Genomic DNA, 18,211 nt, shown 5'->3' on the forward strand with positions numbered 1-18,211 from the left:
AAGAGGGTGCGAATGGCGCAGGCAGTGGTGATCGGGGCAGGTCCCGCCGGGTTGATGGCGGCGGAACAGCTTGCCCGGGCCGGTCACTCGGTTCTGGTGGCCGAGGCCAAACCCTCGGTCGCGCGCAAGTTTCTGATGGCGGGAAAATCGGGGCTGAACCTGACCAAGGATGAACCTTTCGAGACCTTGATCCAGTCTTATGACGAAGCCGCCGACTGGCTGCTTCCGATGCTGGCCGAGTTCGACGCGCAGGCCGTTCAGGACTGGGCGCGCGGTTTGGGGCAAGAGCTGTTCACCGGCTCGACGGGCCGGGTATTTCCAACCGTCATGAAAGCCTCACCCCTGTTGCGCGCGTGGCTGGCCCGCCTGTCAGAAGCGGGCGTTGAGATCAGGACGCGCTGGCGCTGGACTGGGTGGCAGGGCGATGTGCTGACATTCGACACCCCGGACGGCGAACACAGCCTGACGGCAAGCGCGACAATTCTAGCGATGGGCGGGGCCAGTTGGGCGCGATTGGGATCGGACGGCAATTGGGCGACCCCCCTTGCCGACAAAGGTGTTCAGATCACCCCGTTTGCTCCCGCCAATGCCGGTCTTCTGGTCGACTGGTCCGACCAAATGGCATCGCATTTCGGCGCGCCAATCAAAGGTGTTGCCCTGCAAGCCGGGTCCTTGCACACACGCGGCGAGGCGGTGATCTCGGCCCGCGGGCTGGAGGGCGGCGGCATCTACACCATCTGCAAAGCGGTGCGAGACGGGGCGCCATTGACGCTCGACCTGATGCCTGATGTGTCGCAGGACGACGTGGCGCAGCGCCTCAGCAAACCGCGCGGCAAGGCCAGCCTGTCCAATCACATCCGCAAAGTTCTGAAACTGGGGCCGACCCGAACGGCGTTGCTCATGGAGTTCGGGCGGCCCATCCCGTCCGCGCCCGATGCCTTGGCACAACTCATCAAATCGCTGCCGGTTCATCATGCGGGCCCGCGGCCAATGGACGAAGCCATCTCAACCGCAGGTGGCGTTTCGCGCGCGGCCCTGACCGATGGCTTGATGCTGACGGCCCTGCCAGGCGTTTTTTGCGCCGGAGAGATGCTGGACTGGGAAGCGCCAACAGGTGGTTACCTGTTGACGGCGTGTCTGGCCACAGGGCGCTGGGCCGGTCGATCCGCAGTAGACCGGCTGAGGCAAAACGGTCCTGATTAATTGAGTTCGGCCAGTTTCTTATAGGCAGGCCGGTTCCGCATCTCTTTGCCGTAGGCTTTCAACACGTCCGAATCCAACGAAAAGCCCGCGCCCTTTGCCCAGCTCATGCAATGTACCAGCAGGATATCGGCGATGGTCATTTGATCACCCATCAGGAACGGACCCTGGAACCGTTTCTCTAACCGCTTGAAATTCTGATCGAACTCCCATTTGGCGGCCTCGCCAATCTGCGGGACGCGCTTGTCCTCGGGCAGGATGAACCCGTGCCGTGCCGCAACCCACAGGACCGCGTCCAGTTCGTCCAGAATCGCGTGGAACACCGAATCCTGAGCGGCGCGTTCAGGGCTGCCCGCCGGGAAGGTGAAGGCCCCGTGTTTGTCGGCCAGATAGGTCATGATCGCGGAACTGTCCGAGATCACATGATCGCCGTCCACCAGAACCGGAATCTTGCCGCTGTGGTTCAACGCGGCAACCTGTGGATCACGTGGTCCGACATTGACCAACTCGTACGGCTGCCCGAGCTCTTCCAGCAGCCAGATGACGCGCGAGGCGCGGCTTTGGACGCGTCCATAGATCTTGTACATGCTGATCTCCTGCCATTTGCTGGCCTGAGTGTGGCCCGGAACGGGCAGGGGTCAAGACAAACGCAGGGTCAGCGCGACCGGGCGAGCATTGCCAGACGGATCATGGCACGTTCGACCAGCGCCATCGCCGGGGCTGTCTGCCCGGCTGAGCGCAAGGACAGGTCGGTATCGGTCAAAACGGTCAGCGCCGTTTGCAGCTTGGGTGCGCCCCATCCCTGCGCTTGCCGCAGAATGCGGTCGCGGCGTTTGCCATAGACCGGCGGGCGCAGCTTGCCGATTCCCTGCGCCGCACCGCCGGGGTCCGAGGCGCAGGCGTAAAGTGTGCGAAAATGCCGGGTCGCGCCGATGCACAGCGTCACCCCATTGGTGCCCTGCGCCTGCAGACGCCGGATCAGCGGCCCGATCTCACCAGCGCGGCCCTCGGCGACCACGTTCAGGACATCGTCCAGCGCCGCTTCGGTCGAACGGGGCGCGCAGGCTTCGATGTCCTCCAGGCTGAGTTCGCTGTCATCTCCGCGCTTGAACAGCGACAGTTTTTCAACCGTCTGGGCGAAATCGCCGGGGCTGAGGCTGACGGCCAGTTCGTTCAGCGCCGACATTGTGTCGCGCGGCACGTTCCGCAATCCGGCCTGGGCCAGCACACGCTCGACCTCGGCCCGTGAGGGCGGATCGTCATAGATACCAACCGCATAGGCCGCCGGGTGCGATTCGAAGGCTTTGCGGATTTTGGAACTGGGTTTCAGCTGCCCTGCGGTGACGATGATCTGCGCGTCTCCGGGTGCCCAATCCTCAAGCGCGGCCAAAATCGAGGGGGCGGCAGCATCCGTGGCTTCTTCGACGAACACGGCGCGGGGGCCGGGGAAGAAACCGACCGCTTTGACCGCATCCAGCAGTAAAGCGGGGTCGCCGCGCAAGTCGCTGCCGGGCATCCGGGTCAGGCGCATTTCCTCTTCGGCATTTGCGCCCAGCAAGGCCGCCAGCACCTGTTGACGCTTCAACGCCACCCGCATGGCATCCGCGCCGTAGATCAGCAGGCCGGTCTTGTCTGCATCCGGTTTGGCGAAATAGCCGTCAGCCTCACGCGGGCTCAGCTTCATGCGGTCAGGCCCGGCGTGGCGTAAAGGCGATTGACGATCTGATCCGACAGAATCGTCATCAGGCGCCGTGTCGCGTCGCGTTCATCGGCGAGTGTGGAAACCGTTGACCCAGACGCCGAATAGCCCACGAAATCGGTGACGGTGCCCGAGGCCACGATCTGCCCCGAGGCGTTCGAGCGCAGCGAATACTGCGCCCGTCCGTTGATCGTGTAGCGGTTGGTCTCGTTGGTTGTGGTGATGGCCGCGCTCTGAACCTGAGTAGAGACCTGCACGCTCAGCTTGTAATCCTTACCCGAGGTCGCACTGCGCCCAAGCTGCTGTTCCAGATTCTGAACCAGAAGGAACGTGTTTTCGTTATTTGGCGCAGACAGTTCGACCTTGCCAAACAGCGCCGATCCTGCCCCGCCCGGAGCGTAAACCGGTTGAAAGCCGCAGGCAGCAAGCGCCAGCGGCATCAACAGAAAGGTTCTTCGGTCAAACGACGACATTCACGATCCGACCCGGGACAACGATCACTTTCTTCGGGGCCGATCCATCCAGCGCCCTTTGCACAGCTTCGGTGCCAAGCGCGAGTTTTTCAACCTCGTTCTTGTCCATGTCCTTTGGAACGCTGATTTCGGCGCGGCGCTTGCCGTTGATCTGGATCGGCAGGGTGATGGTGTCATCGACCAGCATCGCCTCATCGGCCACCGGCCATGGCGCAGTTGCCACCAGCCCTTCGCCGCCCAGCAACTCCCAGAGTTCCTCTGACAGGTGCGGGGTCATCGGCGACATCAGTTGCGCCAGTGTCTTGGCGGCCTGACGCTTGGCGTCGGTGCCCGCCTTGGATTTGGCCAGCGTATTGGTAAAGGCGTAAAGCTTGGCAATCGAGGCGTTGAAGCCAAAGGATTCGACGCCTCCGGTCACATCATGGATGGCTTTATGCATTTCACGCAGCAAGGTTTCGTCTTCGCTGTTGGCCGGGTTGTCCGACTCGGCGATTTCTGAGGCGATGCGGTGCACGCGGGTCAGATGTTTGTACGCGGCCTCGGCCCCGGCGGCGGTCCACTCAACGTCCCGCTCGGGCGGCGAATCGGACAGCACAAACCAGCGCGCAGTATCTGCGCCAAAGGCCGAGATGATGCTGACCGGATCGACCACGTTCTTTTTGGACTTCGACATTTTGGCCGAGGGGATGATCTCGACCTCGGTGCCGTCGGCCAGTTTACCGTCGGTCACATCCTCGGGCAGGTGATAGACCGGGCGGCCCTTGGCGTCGCGGGTCTGGTAAATCTCATGCGTTACCATGCCTTGCGTGAACAGCGCATTGAACGGCTCGATGGCCTTTTTCGGCAGATGCCCGGTGATCTGCATCGCCCGCGCGAAGAAACGGGAATAGAGCAGGTGAAGAATCGCATGTTCGATGCCGCCGATATACTGGTCGACATTCATCCAGTATTCGGCCTCGGCCAGATCGGTGGGCGTTTCCGCGCGCGGAGCGGTGAATCGGGCGAAATACCACGACGAATCGACGAATGTGTCCATCGTGTCGGTTTCACGCTTGGCCGGGGCACCACAGGACGGGCAGGCGCAGTCACGCCAGGTCGGGTGGCGGTCCAGCGGGTTGCCCGGTTTGTCGAATGTGACATCGTCGGGCAGGCGGACCGGCAGATTCTCTTTCTTCTCGGGCACGACGCCGCAGGCATCGCAATGCACAACGGGAATCGGGCAGCCCCAATAGCGCTGACGGCTGAGGCCCCAGTCGCGCAGGCGGTATTTGGTGACGCCTTCACCCCAACCCGCCTTTTCGGCGAAATCGACGGTGGTGTTGATGGCCTCATCGCCCGTGGCCTCGGTCAGGCCCGCGAAATGGTTCACCCAGCGCACCTTTTCGGTCTTCGGCGGCACGAAGGCGATCTTGTCGACCGGCGTGTCATCATCCAGCGCAAAGAAGGTATCGACCACGGGCAGGCCATATTTGCGGCAGAAATCGAGGTCGCGCTGGTCATGTGCTGGGCAGGCAAAGATCGCGCCGGTGCCGTAATCCATCAGGATGAAGTTGGCGATCCAGACCGGCAGCTCCCAATTCGGGTCCAGCGGATGACGCACGCGGATGCCGGTGTCATAGCCCAGCTTTTCGGCCGTTTCGATGGCCTCTTCGGTGGTGCCACCCTTGCGGCATTCGGCAACAAACTCAGCGACTTCGGGGTTCTCAGACTCCAACGCCTTGGCAATCGGGTGATCCGGCGAGATGCCCACAAAGGACGCACCCAGCAGCGTATCGGGGCGAGTCGTATAAACCGTGATCGGCTCACCTCCATCGGTGCGCTCAAAGCCGAATTGCAGGCCACGGGACTTGCCGATCCAGTTCTCCTGCATCAGACGCACCTTGGCGGGCCAGTTGTCCAGCGTATCCAGCGCATCCAGCAATTCCTCGGAGTAATCCGAGATTTTGAAGAACCACTGCGTAAGCTCGCGCCGTTCCACCAGCGCGCCCGACCGCCAGCCGCGCCCGTTTTCCACCTGTTCATTGGCCAGAACGGTCATATCCACCGGGTCCCAGTTCACCACGGCGTTCTTGCGGTAAACCAGCCCGGCCTCGAGCATGTCCAGAAACAAAGCCTGCTGCTGGCCGTAATATTCCGGGTCACAGGTGGCAAATTCACGCGACCAGTCGATCGACAGACCCAGAGGTTTCATCTGTCCGCGCATGTCGGCGATATTGCCATAGGTCCAGTCTTTCGGATGACCGCCAATCGCCATCGCGGCGTTTTCGGCGGGCATCCCGAAGGCATCCCAGCCCATCGGGTGCAGCACGTTGTGCCCGGTCGCCAGCTTATGACGCGCGATCACGTCGCCCATCGTGTAGTTGCGCACATGCCCCATGTGGATTCGGCCTGATGGGTAGGGGAACATCTCAAGCACATAGTATTTCGGCTTGTCCGCCTTGTGGTTGGCGGTGAAGATCCCGGCCTTGTCCCAGGCCTCTTGCCATTTTGCTTCGATTTCGTTGGCCGAGTAGCGCGACATCATGCGGTCCTTCGTGAATGAAAACGCCGGGTCAGAACCCGGCGTGGTCTTAGTGCGAAATTAGACGGGTTGCTAGAACTTACTGTCTGCAATGCGTAGCTGACGTGCGCGAGACAGGATCGCATCTTCAACCGCGCGCGAGGTTGCCGCGCTGACGGGTGCACCGCCGCTGGACTGCAACGCAACCGACAAGGACCGCGCCGCAAGCGCCGGGTCGCTGATATGCACGGTTGCCCGGTACGAACGCCCTCCGCCCGGAGGAGTGCCGTAACCCGTTACGATCACACCGGTAAACGGATCCACCTCTTGCACAGGCAGGAAACTGAGGACGTCCAGCGATGCGGCCCACAGGTAACGGTTCACATTCGCTGTCTGTTCAGCACCGCTGCGGTCGAACACATCCCAAATGGTCGAACGGTTGGGGTCGTTCAGTTCCCGTTCAGCGGATCGGGTGCTGTCCGTATCGTTGTAAACCGGGTTCGGCGCAGCGCCGCGATTCGGGCCGCAGGCGGAAACGGCGGCGGTAATTGCAATCAGACCCAAAATCGTCGGCAGGCGCATTGTCAGCAGATCCTGTTTTCACTTGCTATACATCGTCGGGGGATACTCCTAACTAAGGTCCCTGTGTGCAACAAGCCTATTCTTTATGAATTGTCGGTGTGATTGCCGCCTGACAGGTCCCAAAACCGACTGTGGCATCCTTGCACCAATCTGATCCCAATGAACCGCCCCCTTTTATGCCAAGCTTGCGCAATGGGGGCAAAAAGAGCGAAACGGTGTCCGTGCTGAGACATATGCCTTGGTATGTGTCGAGTAGATAAAACTTTTGAAACCGAGGGAAACAAGATGAAAAAAGTTCTCTTCGCAACGACGGCGCTGATCGCGACCGCAGGCGTTGCAGCAGCTGAAGTGAAATTCAGCGGTTACGGCCGTTTCGGTCTGGGCTATCTGGAAGATCGCACAGGCACCGTTAGCACCATCGACGGCGCGACCGCGACCGGTGTTGAAACCGACGAAACCATCCTGGTCTCGCGTTTCCGTCTGAACATCGACGGCATCGTTGAAACCGACGGTGGCGTTCGCTTTGAAGGCCGTGTTCGTGTACAGGCCGACGAAGACGCAGGTAACGGCGAAGCAAACGCGGCCAGCCTGAACGGCGCGCGCTTCTCGGTCATCTTCGGCGGTCTGCGTGTTGACGCGGGCAACGTTGCTGGCTCGTTCGACAACCTGGCAAACTACTACGGTAACGAGCCTGGTCTGGAAAACTTCATCGGCCAGTACTCGGGCGTTGACTATGACTTCCTGGCCTATTCGTCGACCGGTTCGGGTGCAAACGCTGTGTTCTTCCAGTACGCAGTTGGTGACTTCGCGTTCGGCGCGTCGTATGACCAGCGTACTTTCGCTAACGACGCTGTTCCTGGTTCCGACACCACGGATGCAGATCGTTGGGACATCAGTGCCACCTACACGTTCAACAACATCACAGCTGCTCTGGCCTATGGTCAGACCAGCTCGATCGGTGACATCGACAAGCAGAGCCTGGCCGTTCTGACCCTGGGTGCAGAATTCGGTGACTTCTCGGGCACTCTGTTCGTCGCGGACGACGACGTTGCAGATGACAGCCGCAACGGTACCGCATATGGTCTGTCGGCTGCTTACAACGTGAACGCAGCAACCACCCTGACCTTCGCTTACGGTGACGGTTCGGCTGACGACGACCTGCAGCAGTACGGCATTGGTGCCATCTACGACCTGGGTGGCGGTGCATCGCTGCGCGGTGGTATCGGCAACCAGAAGCGTGGCGACGGCGACAGCCAGCTGCGTGCTGACTTCGGTGCACAGTTCAACTTCTAAGTTGATCTGAACCGAACGGTTCTTAGGGCGGGTCTATGGACCCGCCCTTTTCTTTTGCCTGAACATGGTGTTCTGTCGCGCCAAAGACAGATTTGAGGAACGCCATGTCCCTGCAAGACATCACCGCCCGCATCACAAAGGCCGAATCCAAAGCAGGCCGGGAACCCGGGTCGGTCAAACTGATCGCCGTATCGAAGGTCCAGCCGAATGAACGGGTTCAGGCCGTACTGGAACAGGGCCACCGCTGTTTCGGTGAGAACCGGGTGCAAGAGGCGGCAGGCAAGTGGCCCGCGTTCAAAGAGCAGTTCGACGGGATAGACCTGCACCTGATCGGACCGTTGCAAACCAACAAGGCGCGGCAGGCGATGGAGCTGTGCGACGCGATCCATTCCGTCGACCGTCCGAAACTTGCCAAAACCCTGGTGCGGCTGGCGCAGGAGATCGGGTCCTGCCCGGACTTGTTCGTTCAGGTCAATACGGGGGAAGAGGCGCAAAAGGCCGGGATTCTCCCGACCGACGCGGATGGGTTCATCGCAGAATGCAAGGCTCTGGACCTGCCGGTTCGGGGGTTGATGTGCATCCCACCGGTCGAAGAAGAGCCCGCGTTGCATTTTGCCCTGCTGGCCAAAATCGCTGAACGCAACGGGTTGAACGGCCTGTCCATGGGAATGAGCGGTGATTTCGAGCAAGCCATCGCCCTTGGCGCGACCCATGTGCGGGTCGGCTCGGCCATTTTCGGCGAGCGGGTCAGGCCTGAGGAATAATCAGCCGCGTGCCCGGTGCGATCCGCCGGGCGATCCAGTGCAGATGATCGCGACGGAAGGCCACGCAACCTTCTGTCGGAAAGCCGGGCCTGCGCCATTGGTGAACAAAGATGGCCGACCCCGCCCCCGGAACCGCATTTGGCCAGTTCCAGTCGGTTATCAGAACCAGATCATATAACGGATCCACCCGGCGCAGCTTTTCATGGCTGAAGGCGTAAGGCGCTGAAACTAAACTGTTATACCCGCGATCGGACATATCGTCGGACCACAGATCCGTCGGGCCGATGGGCCGCGCCCAGGAACAGGGTGCAGCCATCCGGTCCGGGCGATACAGCATCCCGACAATGCGGTGCGTGCCGGTTGGGGTGGCCCCGTCACCTTCGCGTTTCGCGGCGCTCAGGCCCCCTTTCCCAATCGAGCAGGGGAAGATGCGGCCCAGAAACCGGACGCCGCGTGGGGTCCAGACCAGATCGCCCGGCGTCACAGCAAATGCCCGGATTTCGCAGCCTTGGTGGCCAGATAGCCGCGGTTATGCGCCGTCTCACCCACTTTCAGCGGCACGCGTTCGGTCACTGCGATCCCGGTTTTCTCCATCATCGACATCTTGGCCGGGTTGTTGGTCAACAGACGCACCGAGCTAAAGCCCAGCGATTTCAGAATGTCCGAGCCCAGCCGGAAATCACGCTCATCATCTTCAAAGCCCAGCCGGTGATTGGCCTCGACAGTGTCAAACCCCTGATCCTGAAGGAAATATGCGCGCATCTTATTGGCCAGGCCAATCCCGCGCCCCTCTTGATTCAGGTACAGCAATACGCCTGCGCCCTCAGCCCCCATTTGCGCCAGCGCGCCCCGCAACTGCGGGCCGCAGTCGCATTTCAGACTGCCCATCAGGTCGCCGGTAAAGCAGGCCGAGTGCAGGCGCGCCAAAACCGGTTTGTCCCGATCCGGACGGCCGATTTCTACGGCGTAATGCTCCTCGCCACCGTCTTCGGGGCGGAACACATGCAGGCGACCGGCCTCGGACACCTCCATCGGCAGACGCGCGGCGACAACCGGGTGCAGGGCGCTGCGATCCGCCAGATGAGGGGCCGCACGCGTGTGATCGATGCAGGTGAGGCCGTGCTGTGCAGCAAAGGCCTGGCCGTCCTCAACCGGCATCACAACAGCTGCGGGCAACAGGCGTGCCGACTTGGTCAGCGCGATGGCAATGCGATGCAGGTTGGCATTCCCCTGCCGCTCGGTTATCAGGGGGCCCTTCATTGGCGCGTTCAGATCGTCCGAGGGATCGGCAACCGCCTGCACCCAGTCAATCTCAACATCTGCCGGGATCACAACTCGCGCCAGATCCCCGTCATAGGCGCGCGCTTTCAGCGTCTCGGCCCGCCGTCCGGTGATTGCGACTACAGGTGTCCCGCCAAGCCCGCGCAAATCCGCCAGACGTTGGGGGTTGAGCGTCTCGGCCGCAAGCGCCAGCACACTGACGCCGCTGTCGTCGGTCAGGGCCACAGGCACGCCCATGCGCAGGTCTGCCCGTGCGCGGGCCAGCAGCTCGGTGATGTCGGGGTTCAGACTCATTGATAATGCCCAATCGCGTTCGGCGGACTTCTAACGGTTTCCAAAAGAAATGTGAAACATTTCTGCCGCGTCTGACACGATGGCGTGAGACGGGTGCAGCAAAGCTTGTCGATTGCATCTTCTACGCGCAAGTGATGGAAAAGGCTTAGGAGGACCGCGAAATGGCTCAGCTCAAGAAAATCCTGCTGGTGGATGACGACGAAGACCTGCGCGAAGCGCTTAGCGAGCAACTGGTGATGACCGAGGATTTTGACGTGTTCGAAGCCTCTGATGGTTCGTCGGCCATGGAGCGGGCCCGCGAGGCGATCTACGATCTGGTCATTCTGGATGTGGGACTGCCCGATACCGACGGGCGCGAGCTGTGCCGCCTGATGCGCAAACAGGGCGTCAAAAGCCCGATCCTGATGCTGACGGGCCATGACAGCGACGCCGACACGATCCTGGGCCTGGATGCCGGTGCCAATGATTATGTGTCTAAGCCCTTCAAATTCCCGGTTCTTCTGGCCCGCATCCGCGCGCAACTGCGCCAGCATGAACAATCCGAGGACGCCGTATTCGTTCTTGGCCCGTACACCTTCAAGCCAGCCATGAAAATGCTGATCACCGAGGAAGACCGCAAGATTCGTCTGACCGAGAAAGAGACCAACATTCTCAAGTTCCTGTACCGTTCGACCGATGGCGTTGTGGCGCGGGATGTGCTGCTGCACGAGGTCTGGGGTTACAACGCCGGTGTCACCACCCACACACTGGAAACCCACATCTATCGCCTGCGTCAGAAGATCGAGCCTGATCCCTCCAATGCTCGCCTTTTGGTCACAGAATCGGGTGGATATCGCCTTGTATCGTGATCCGAGGTGGATTGATTTGGATCAAAGTGATACTCTGGCCACATAATTAGGTTACTCCCACCCCGCGCATGTCCGGGTTATGACATGCACCTCCCTGTTGGACTGCCGGGCCTTATGGCCCGGCTTTTTTTGTAGTGAAACTGGAGATTGGCTTGAGGTGATTGTGGCGGCTGCGTAATCCATTTAGTTTCGCAAAATGAATATTCGAGACTGCATTCCTAAAGACAAGTTTGATGTATCCGCTTCGGCACGGGCAAAAGAAGTGGGATTTCCCATGCTAGATGACGCTATTCCCTTGCTGCTAGCGTGGGTTCAAGATTCAAACTGGCCAGTAGCTGAGCCGACTGCGTCTGTATTGATAGATGCTGGGCCAGAAATAATACCTCATATCCGAAATCTTATGATGGGAGACGACGCGGAATGGAAGTACTGGACACTCGTTCTTGTTGTATCACGGGCAACTTCGGACGTGGTTAACGCCCTAAAAGTTGAGTTGCTGCGTTTGGCGGAAAAACCTGGCGAAGCTGATAGGCGCGAAAAGGTAGATGTGGTGGCGCGAGACATTTTGAGAGAACGACTTGGTTATTCAGCTACAGACAAGATTGTTCGCTAGATCATTTTGACTGCTAGAAAATTCAGAGACTTTCCCATGGCACCCCAACCCGCACCACGCTAACCTCCGCCCAATCGCGACAGAGGAATCCCCACATGCCCTTCACCCTTGCCACCTGGAACATCAACTCGGTCCGCCTGCGCGAGCCTATCGTGCTGAAATTGTTGCAGGAAGAGGCTCCGGACGTGCTGTGTTTGCAGGAATGCAAGTCTCCGGTCGACAAGATCCCGACCGAAGGGTTTGCGGAACTGGGGTATACCCACATGGTTGCTCGGGGCCAGAAGGGCTATAACGGCGTCGCCATCCTGTCGCGCCTGCCGATGGAAGAAGTGGGCGATAAGGATTTCGCCGGTCTCGGCCATGCGCGCCACATCGCGGGACGGTTGGAAAACGGTGTGACGATCCATAATTTCTACGTCCCTGCAGGCGGGGATGTGCCGGATCGCGAGGTGAATGAGAAGTTCGGGCAGAAGCTGGATTACCTCACTGACATGCGTGATTGGTTCCATGCGGAAAAACCCGAGAAATCCATTCTGGTCGGCGATCTGAACATCGCCCCGCGCGAAGATGATGTGTGGTCGCATAAACAGCTGCTCAAGGTGGTTTCGCACACGCCGATTGAAGTTGAGCATTTGGCGGAAACGCAGGATGCAGGTGGATGGGTTGATATCACCCGTCAGGATATCCCCGAGGGGCAGCTTTTTAGCTGGTGGTCCTATCGGGCGCGGGATTGGGACGCGGCGGATAAGGGGCGGCGGCTGGATCATGTCTGGGCCACGCCGGATATCTCGAACGCGGGTCACTCCAGCCGTATCCTGCGCGATGCGCGCGGATGGGAAAAGCCCAGCGATCACGCGCCCGTCTTTGCAAGTTTCGATCTGTAACCGGGAAACTCAGCCCTTGGTTTCTGCGCCAAGCGGTTGCATATAGGGCGCAAGTTCGAACGAAAGAGTATTTGCCATGGACCTTCTGAACCCGTCAGACAGCACCCCCGCCACCGATCTGATCAAGGACGGCTCTGAGGCCACGTTCATGGCCGATGTGGTCGAGGCGTCGCAGGAAACCCCAGTGATCGTGGATTTCTGGGCGCCATGGTGCGGCCCGTGCAAAACGTTGGGGCCACTGCTGGAAGAGGCCGTAACTGCCGCCAAAGGTGCGGTGAAGATGGTCAAGATCAACGTGGACGAGGCGCAGATGATTGCGTCTCAGTTGCGGATCCAGTCGATCCCAACCGTTTACGCCTTCTTCAAGGGTCAGCCGGTTGACGGATTTCAGGGTGCGCTGCCGGGGTCCGAGATCAAGGCATTCGTGGACCGTGTGATCGAAGCGGCAGGCGGCGAAAGCCCCGGTGGCCAGTTGGAAGAGGCCGTTCAGGCCGCCGAAGAAATGCTGACCGAAGGGGCCGCCGTAGATGCGGCGCAGACCTTTGCCGCGATTCTGGGCGAAGATCCCAACCATGCCGCAGCTTATGGCGGGCTGGTGCGCGCGCATATCGCATCCGACGATCTGGAACAGGCCGAGGCGATCCTGAACAGTGCCCCGGCCGAGATTTCCAACGCGCCCGAACTGGAAGCGGCGCATGCACAATTGGAATTGGCGAAACAGGCGGCAGATGCGGGCCCGGTGGCTGAACTGACCGCTGCGGTCGAGGCCGAGCCCGACAACCATCAGGCCCGGTTCGATCTGGCGCAGGCGCTGCACGCCAATGGCGATGTGGAAGACGCCGTGGCACAATTGCTGGAATTGTTCCGTCGGGATCGCGAATGGAATGACGGTGCGGCCAAGGCTCAGTTGTTCACGATTTTCGACGCGCTCAAGCCCAATGATCCGATTGTTCTGAACGGGCGGCGCAAGCTCAGCTCGATGATATTTGCCTAATTCCTGATCAGAGCTACACTCGGGTACATGATGCATCCCGCCGACCTGCCGGAAACGGTATCCGTTTTCCCATTGCCCGGGGCGCTGCTGCTGCCCCGTTCGCCCCTGCCGCTGCATATTTTTGAGCCGCGCTACCTGCAAATGGTGGATGACGCGCTGAAGACCAAGGAACGGCTGATTGCGATGGTCCAGCCGAACCCCTCGGCCAACGATGACACCAAGCTGCACCGCATCGGATGCGCCGGGCGCATCACCCAGTTTTCCGAAACCGAAGATGGCCGGTACCTGATCACACTGACTGGCATTTCCCGGTTCCGCATCAAATCCGAACTGGACGCCTTCACCCCGTATCGCCGGTGCGAGGTGTCATGGGATGGGTTTGATCGCGATCTGGGCAAGTCCGAGAACGATGATGGGTTCAATCGGACACGGTTTCTGACCCTTTTGGAACGGTTCTTCGTATCCCGCCAATTGTCCACCGACTGGGGTTCGCTGAAGGATGCCGATGATGAGCTTTTGGTGAATTCCCTGTCGATGCTGATGGATTTCGACCCGGAAGACAAACAAGCCCTGCTAGAAGCTCCGTGCCTGCGCACACGGCGCGAAACCCTTGTGACATTGATCGAATTCGCCCTGCGTGGCGGATCAAATGAGGAAACACTGCAATGAGTGATCCAGCAAACGCGTTCGACCGCCATATGCTTGAGGCGCTGATTTGCCCGCAGACGCATACAACATTGCACTATGACGCGGAAAAGCAGGAACTGGTGTCCAAAGCCGCAGGGCTGGCCTTTCCGATCCGCAACGGGATTCCGGTGATGCTGGTGGATGAGGCGCGTCCGCTGGACTAAATCGGGCGGCCTTGCAGCAGTTTCGGCAGATCGCCAGTCAGACCTGCCGCTTCACGCACGAATCCGCGCCGCAATCCGGGCAAGGATCCGACGATCCCCATTCCGATATCGCGACCGATCCGCAGCAGCGGATTGTCGTTTGAAAACAGCTTGTTGAACACATCCGTCGCCATCGCAAGCGAGGCTGTGTCAAAGCGCCGCCACTCCTGATACCGCTGCAATACAAGGGTCGAGCCGATCTCTTCACCCCGCCGTCCGGCCAGTGTCAGCACTTCGGCCAGCGCGCCCACGTCGCGCAGACCGGCGTTCAGGCCTTGCCCGGCAATCGGGTGCATCCCATGCGCCGCATCCCCAACCAAGGCCAAGTGATCCGAGATAAAGGAATTGGCGATGGTCAGGTTCAGCGGATAGGTGAAGCGGTCGCCTTGCAGGCGGATGTCACCCAGAAAATCTCCGAATCTGGGCCGCAGAACCTGTAGGTACTCGGCCTCGGGCAGCGCGTTGATGCGATAGGCGGTGTCGGTGCGTTCGCTCCAGACGATGGAACTGCGATTGCCGGTCAGTGGCAGAATCGCCAGTGGCCCGGGGGGCATGAAGAACTGATGCGCGACGCCGTGATGGGGCAGGTCGTGCTCGATGGCGCAGACAAGGGCGGTTTGACCATAATCCCACCCGCTGCGCTTGATGCCCGCCCGCGCCGCCGTACCGCTGCGCCGACCGTCGCACCCGACGACCAGTTGCCCTGCAACCGTGCTGCCGTCATCCAATGTCAGGGTGACGCCGGATGTACCCGTTTCCTGCGCCACAACGGTCTTGCCGCTGATCTGGGTGATGCGCTTTTCCTCTGCCATCGCCTCAAGAAAGGCGCGGCGCAGGTGGCGATCCTCGACCATATAGCCCATCGGGCCTTCTTCGATCTCGGCATGGTCGAAATGCATGAAAAAGGGCGACGGGCCGGAACCGGCATGGCCGTCGGTCACCTTGATCTCAAGCATCGGCTGGGCGTGGTCCGCGACCCGCTCCCACACACCAATCGCGTCCAGCAACCGTTTCGAGGCCAGCGCCAGCGCATAAGACCGCCCGTCAAAGTCTGCGTCTGTACGGACCGTCTCGGCCAGAGAATCAATCACGCTGACCGCGTGACCGGTTTGCGCCAAGGCCAGTGCCAGGGCGGGGCCATTCAGGCCGCCGCCAACGATCAGGATATCCGATGCCCGTGTCATGCCCTGCAATATGCGCGCCCTTTCGGGATTGTCCATGTGCGGTCCTGTCGCTACCGTCCCGTTCAGGCAGAAAAGAAGGAGGGGTGAGATGCAGGAATGGCTAACCATGACGGCCTGTGATCTGGGTCGGGGCATCGGCATGGGGCAGATCGACCCTGTGGACCTGACCGAGACCTACCTGAGCGCCATTGACGCCCACCCTCATCGCGACCGTATCTTTGCCCGCGTCACCCATGACCGCGCGCGGGCCGAGGCGAAGGCCGCAAAAGACCGCGCTGCTTTGGGTCTGCGCCGGTCCCTGCTGGATGGTGTTCCGATCAGTTGGAAGGACCTCTTTGATACGGCCGGTATCGGCACCGAGGCTGGATCGGCCCTGTTGAAAGGCCGTGTTCCGGATGCGGACGCCGTGGTTGTGCGCAACGCCACGTCCATGGGGGCGGTTTGTCTGGGCAAAACCCATATGAGCGAGTTGGCCTTTTCCGGTCTTGGCCTGAACCCGATCACCGGGACCCCGCCCTGTATCGATGATGAAGAGGCTGTGCCGGGCGGCTCATCCTCGGGCGCCGGGGCCAGTGTTGCCTGGGGTTTGGCCGCCTGTGGGATTGGGTCGGATACCGGCGGGTCGGTGCGTATCCCGTCGGCGTGGAACAATCTTGTGGGTCTGAAAACCACCGCGGGCCGGGTCAGCCTTGAAGGCACCGTACCGTTATGTCTGCGGTTTGACACGGTCGGCCCCTTGGCCCGGTCGGTCGAGGATGCGGCCCATGTTCTGGCGCTGCTGGAAGGCGGTACCCCCGCCGATTTGCGCGGCGCGTCTTTGGCGGGTCGTCGTTTTGCGGATCTGCAGAATGTCGCGAAGGACGATCTGCGAGACGCCCCGCGCGCGGCCTATGAGGATGCGCTGGCCCGTCTGGCCGATGCAGGGGCAGAGATCGTCCCGCTGGACGTGCCCGAGCTGAATGACGCGATGGGCCTGACCGGAGTGCTTTATACAACCGAGGCTTATGGCTTGTGGAAGGACGTTATCGAGGCCAACCCCGAGGCAATGTACCCCGAGATTTTGGAACGGTTCCGCATGGGTCAGGCTTTTTCAGGCCCCGACTATGTTGCGGCCTGGTCCAGACTCAAAGCCTGCCGTGCCGCATGGGATGCGGCCACTGCCGGATTTGATGCCGTTCTGGCCCCGACCGCACCGATCCTGCCGCCAAATCTGGACCGACTGCTGAGCGATCACGACTATTACGTGACCGAGAATCTGCTGGCCCTGCGCAACACCCGCATTGGCAACCTGATGGGGCTGGCGGCTTTGACTTTGCCGACCCAGACACCCGGTTGCGGGCTGATGATGCTGGGTTATCCGGGGTCCGAAGAGGCCCTGTTGCGGCTGGGCTCAGCGGCGGAAACCGCATTGGCGTGAATGCCACAATCCCCTGATTCGGCACCTCTTTGTCTGGACGGGGCGGGGTCTGATCTGTAATCTGCCAAAAAAGACGGGGCGAAATGACCCCGATATTGAGGCAGTAGTTATGATTTTCCCCGAGCGGTTTTCGAACCTACCGGAATATGCATTCCCGCGTCTGCGCACCCTGTTGGACCATCACCAGCCGGGGGGTGACGTGATTCACATGACCATCGGCGCGCCAATGCACGACTTCCCCGCTTGGGTGACGGATGTGATCACCGAAAATGCGGCTGGATTTCAGGGCTATCCACCGAATGAAGGCTCGCCCGAGTTACGTGGGGCAATCACCGACTGGATCAAACGCCGTTATGGCGTGAGTATGGACCCCGACACCAACGTCATGGCGCTGAACGGCACCCGAGAGGGGCTGTACAACGCGGCCATGGCGTTGTGCCCGGAACAGAAGAACGGCCAAAAGCCGGTCGTTCTGTGCCCGAACCCGTTTTATCAGGTCTATATGGTCGCCTCGATCTCGGTCGCAGCCGAGCCTGTTTTTGTCCCTGCCACAGCGGCCACCGGACATTTGCCCGACTATGCGGGCCTGCCCGAAGACGTGCTGAACCGCACCGCCATTGCCTATATCTGCTCGCCCGCCAACCCGCAGGGGGCCGTGGCATCGCGCGATTATTGGGCCGAACTGATCGCCCTGGCCGAGAAATACGATTTCCGCATCTTCGCCGATGAATGCTATTCCGAGATTTACCGGGATGAAGCCCCCACAGGCGTCCTGACCGTCGCGCAAGAGATGGGGGCAGATCCCGAACGGATCACGCTTTTCAACTCACTGTCGAAGCGGTCCAATCTGGCGGGTCTGCGGTCCGGTCTGATCGCGGGCGGTTCCGAAACGATCAAACGTGTCAAACAGTTGCGCAACTATGCCGGTTCGCCTTTGCCTATGCCATTGCAGGCTGCTGCTGCCAGGGTTTGGGCTGATGAGGCGCATGTTGTCGAAAACCGCGCGCTCTATCAGGAAAAATACGCCATTGCGGATGGGGTCTTTGCCGGTGTGCAGGGCTATATGCCGCCCGAGGCCGGGTTTTTCCTGTGGCTGCCCGTTGAAAACGGCGAGGAGACCGCATTGAAGCTGTGGCAAGAGACCGGAGTGCGGGTCCTGCCGGGCGCATATCTTTCTCAAGGCGATCCGGGGCAAAACCCGGGCGAGCACTTTATCCGGGCCGCTATGGTGGCCCCAAAAACAGAGTTGCAGCGCGGGCTGATTACGCTCCGCGACTGCATCTATTCGTGAGGTA

At 60.6% G+C, this 18,211-nt stretch carries 19 protein-coding genes; 11 read left to right on the forward strand and 8 right to left on the reverse strand.

The window, feature by feature from the left end:
- Window positions 1–12 precede the first annotated feature (12 nt).
- Window positions 13–1,203, forward strand: a complete 1,191-nt coding sequence (locus ACR0MO_RS17090; RefSeq protein ID WP_170455407.1) for a TIGR03862 family flavoprotein — start codon at window positions 13–15, stop codon at window positions 1,201–1,203.
- Here the strand turns inward: ACR0MO_RS17090 and ACR0MO_RS17095 are convergent.
- From ACR0MO_RS17095 to ACR0MO_RS17115, 5 genes are all read right to left on the reverse strand, one after another.
- On the reverse strand, window positions 1,200–1,787 hold the full coding sequence (locus ACR0MO_RS17095; protein ID WP_170455240.1) for a glutathione S-transferase family protein: 588 nt from the start codon (window positions 1,785–1,787) through the stop codon (window positions 1,200–1,202). The genes ACR0MO_RS17090 and ACR0MO_RS17095 overlap by 4 nt on opposite strands.
- A 68-nt stretch (window positions 1,788–1,855) precedes the next feature.
- Window positions 1,856–2,884, reverse strand: a complete 1,029-nt coding sequence (holA, locus tag ACR0MO_RS17100; RefSeq protein WP_480627116.1) for a DNA polymerase III subunit delta — start codon at window positions 2,882–2,884, stop codon at window positions 1,856–1,858.
- The gene (gene lptE, locus ACR0MO_RS17105; protein ID WP_480780961.1) at window positions 2,881–3,372 is read right to left on the reverse strand and encodes an LPS assembly lipoprotein LptE; all 492 of its coding nucleotides are present in this window, start codon (window positions 3,370–3,372) and stop codon (window positions 2,881–2,883) included. The genes holA and lptE overlap by 4 nt, the downstream gene beginning before the upstream one ends.
- Window positions 3,359–5,893, reverse strand: a complete 2,535-nt coding sequence (gene leuS / locus ACR0MO_RS17110; protein ID WP_480892443.1) for a leucine--tRNA ligase — start codon at window positions 5,891–5,893, stop codon at window positions 3,359–3,361. Before leuS ends, lptE begins: the two co-directional genes overlap by 14 nt.
- Window positions 5,894–5,965: 72 nt before the next feature.
- A complete protein-coding gene (locus ACR0MO_RS17115) occupies window positions 5,966–6,454 on the reverse strand; it encodes a DUF3576 domain-containing protein (protein WP_480586287.1) in 489 nt (162 codons plus the stop codon).
- Window positions 6,455–6,739: 285 nt separating this feature from the next.
- On the opposite strand from ACR0MO_RS17115, the gene ACR0MO_RS17120 reads away from it, so the two are divergent.
- Window positions 6,740–7,747 carry a porin gene (locus ACR0MO_RS17120; RefSeq protein ID WP_480892446.1) on the forward strand — a complete coding sequence of 336 codons (1,008 nt, stop codon included), beginning with the start codon at window positions 6,740–6,742 and terminating at the stop codon, window positions 7,745–7,747.
- Window positions 7,748–7,851: 104 nt separating this feature from the next.
- Window positions 7,852–8,511 (forward strand): YggS family pyridoxal phosphate-dependent enzyme, encoded by a 660-nt coding sequence (locus ACR0MO_RS17125; protein WP_480892449.1) that lies wholly within the window; start codon window positions 7,852–7,854, stop codon window positions 8,509–8,511.
- Here ACR0MO_RS17125 and ACR0MO_RS17130 read toward each other — a convergent pair.
- Both ACR0MO_RS17130 and ribA read right to left on the reverse strand, forming a co-directional pair.
- Window positions 8,495–8,995, reverse strand: a complete 501-nt coding sequence (locus ACR0MO_RS17130) for a L,D-transpeptidase family protein (RefSeq protein WP_480892452.1) — start codon at window positions 8,993–8,995, stop codon at window positions 8,495–8,497. The two genes, ACR0MO_RS17125 and ACR0MO_RS17130, sit on opposite strands and share 17 nt — an antisense overlap.
- Window positions 8,992–10,086: a GTP cyclohydrolase II gene (ribA, locus tag ACR0MO_RS17135; protein ID WP_480892455.1), complete on the reverse strand. Its 1,095-nt coding sequence runs from the start codon at window positions 10,084–10,086 to the stop codon at window positions 8,992–8,994. The genes ACR0MO_RS17130 and ribA overlap by 4 nt, the downstream gene beginning before the upstream one ends.
- A gap of 161 nt (window positions 10,087–10,247) precedes the next feature.
- Between ribA and ACR0MO_RS17140 the strand changes: the two genes are divergently transcribed.
- From ACR0MO_RS17140 to ACR0MO_RS17165, 6 genes are all read left to right on the forward strand, one after another.
- Complete coding sequence (locus tag ACR0MO_RS17140; protein WP_050605036.1) at window positions 10,248–10,934, forward strand: response regulator transcription factor; 687 nt, start codon at window positions 10,248–10,250, stop codon at window positions 10,932–10,934.
- A gap of 196 nt (window positions 10,935–11,130) precedes the next feature.
- Complete coding sequence (locus ACR0MO_RS17145) at window positions 11,131–11,547, forward strand: DUF5071 domain-containing protein (RefSeq protein ID WP_480892457.1); 417 nt, start codon at window positions 11,131–11,133, stop codon at window positions 11,545–11,547.
- 95 nt (window positions 11,548–11,642) lie between these two features.
- Window positions 11,643–12,431, forward strand: a complete 789-nt coding sequence (locus ACR0MO_RS17150) for an exodeoxyribonuclease III (RefSeq protein WP_480892459.1) — start codon at window positions 11,643–11,645, stop codon at window positions 12,429–12,431.
- A gap of 76 nt (window positions 12,432–12,507) precedes the next feature.
- On the forward strand, window positions 12,508–13,425 hold the full coding sequence (gene trxA, locus ACR0MO_RS17155) for a thioredoxin (protein WP_480892462.1): 918 nt from the start codon (window positions 12,508–12,510) through the stop codon (window positions 13,423–13,425).
- A gap of 27 nt (window positions 13,426–13,452) precedes the next feature.
- The gene (locus tag ACR0MO_RS17160; RefSeq protein ID WP_170455215.1) at window positions 13,453–14,094 is read left to right on the forward strand and encodes an LON peptidase substrate-binding domain-containing protein; all 642 of its coding nucleotides are present in this window, start codon (window positions 13,453–13,455) and stop codon (window positions 14,092–14,094) included.
- Entirely contained in the window at window positions 14,091–14,276 is a 186-nt protein-coding gene (locus ACR0MO_RS17165; protein WP_170523870.1) for a Trm112 family protein, read from the forward strand. The genes ACR0MO_RS17160 and ACR0MO_RS17165 overlap by 4 nt, the downstream gene beginning before the upstream one ends.
- Here ACR0MO_RS17165 and ACR0MO_RS17170 read toward each other — a convergent pair.
- The gene (locus tag ACR0MO_RS17170; RefSeq protein ID WP_480780954.1) at window positions 14,273–15,535 is read right to left on the reverse strand and encodes an FAD-dependent monooxygenase; all 1,263 of its coding nucleotides are present in this window, start codon (window positions 15,533–15,535) and stop codon (window positions 14,273–14,275) included. The genes ACR0MO_RS17165 and ACR0MO_RS17170 overlap by 4 nt on opposite strands.
- Window positions 15,536–15,587: 52 nt before the next feature.
- Between ACR0MO_RS17170 and ACR0MO_RS17175 the strand changes: the two genes are divergently transcribed.
- Together ACR0MO_RS17175 and ACR0MO_RS17180 are read left to right on the forward strand one after the other, a co-directional pair.
- Window positions 15,588–16,916, forward strand: coding sequence for an amidase family protein (locus tag ACR0MO_RS17175; RefSeq protein WP_170624591.1), 1,329 nt, complete (start codon window positions 15,588–15,590; stop codon window positions 16,914–16,916).
- 109 nt (window positions 16,917–17,025) lie between these two features.
- On the forward strand, window positions 17,026–18,207 hold the full coding sequence (locus ACR0MO_RS17180) for an aminotransferase class I/II-fold pyridoxal phosphate-dependent enzyme (protein WP_170455209.1): 1,182 nt from the start codon (window positions 17,026–17,028) through the stop codon (window positions 18,205–18,207).
- Window positions 18,208–18,211: the final 4 nt, after the last annotated feature.

The sequence above is a fragment of the Ruegeria sp. K5 genome (assembly GCF_056531805.1).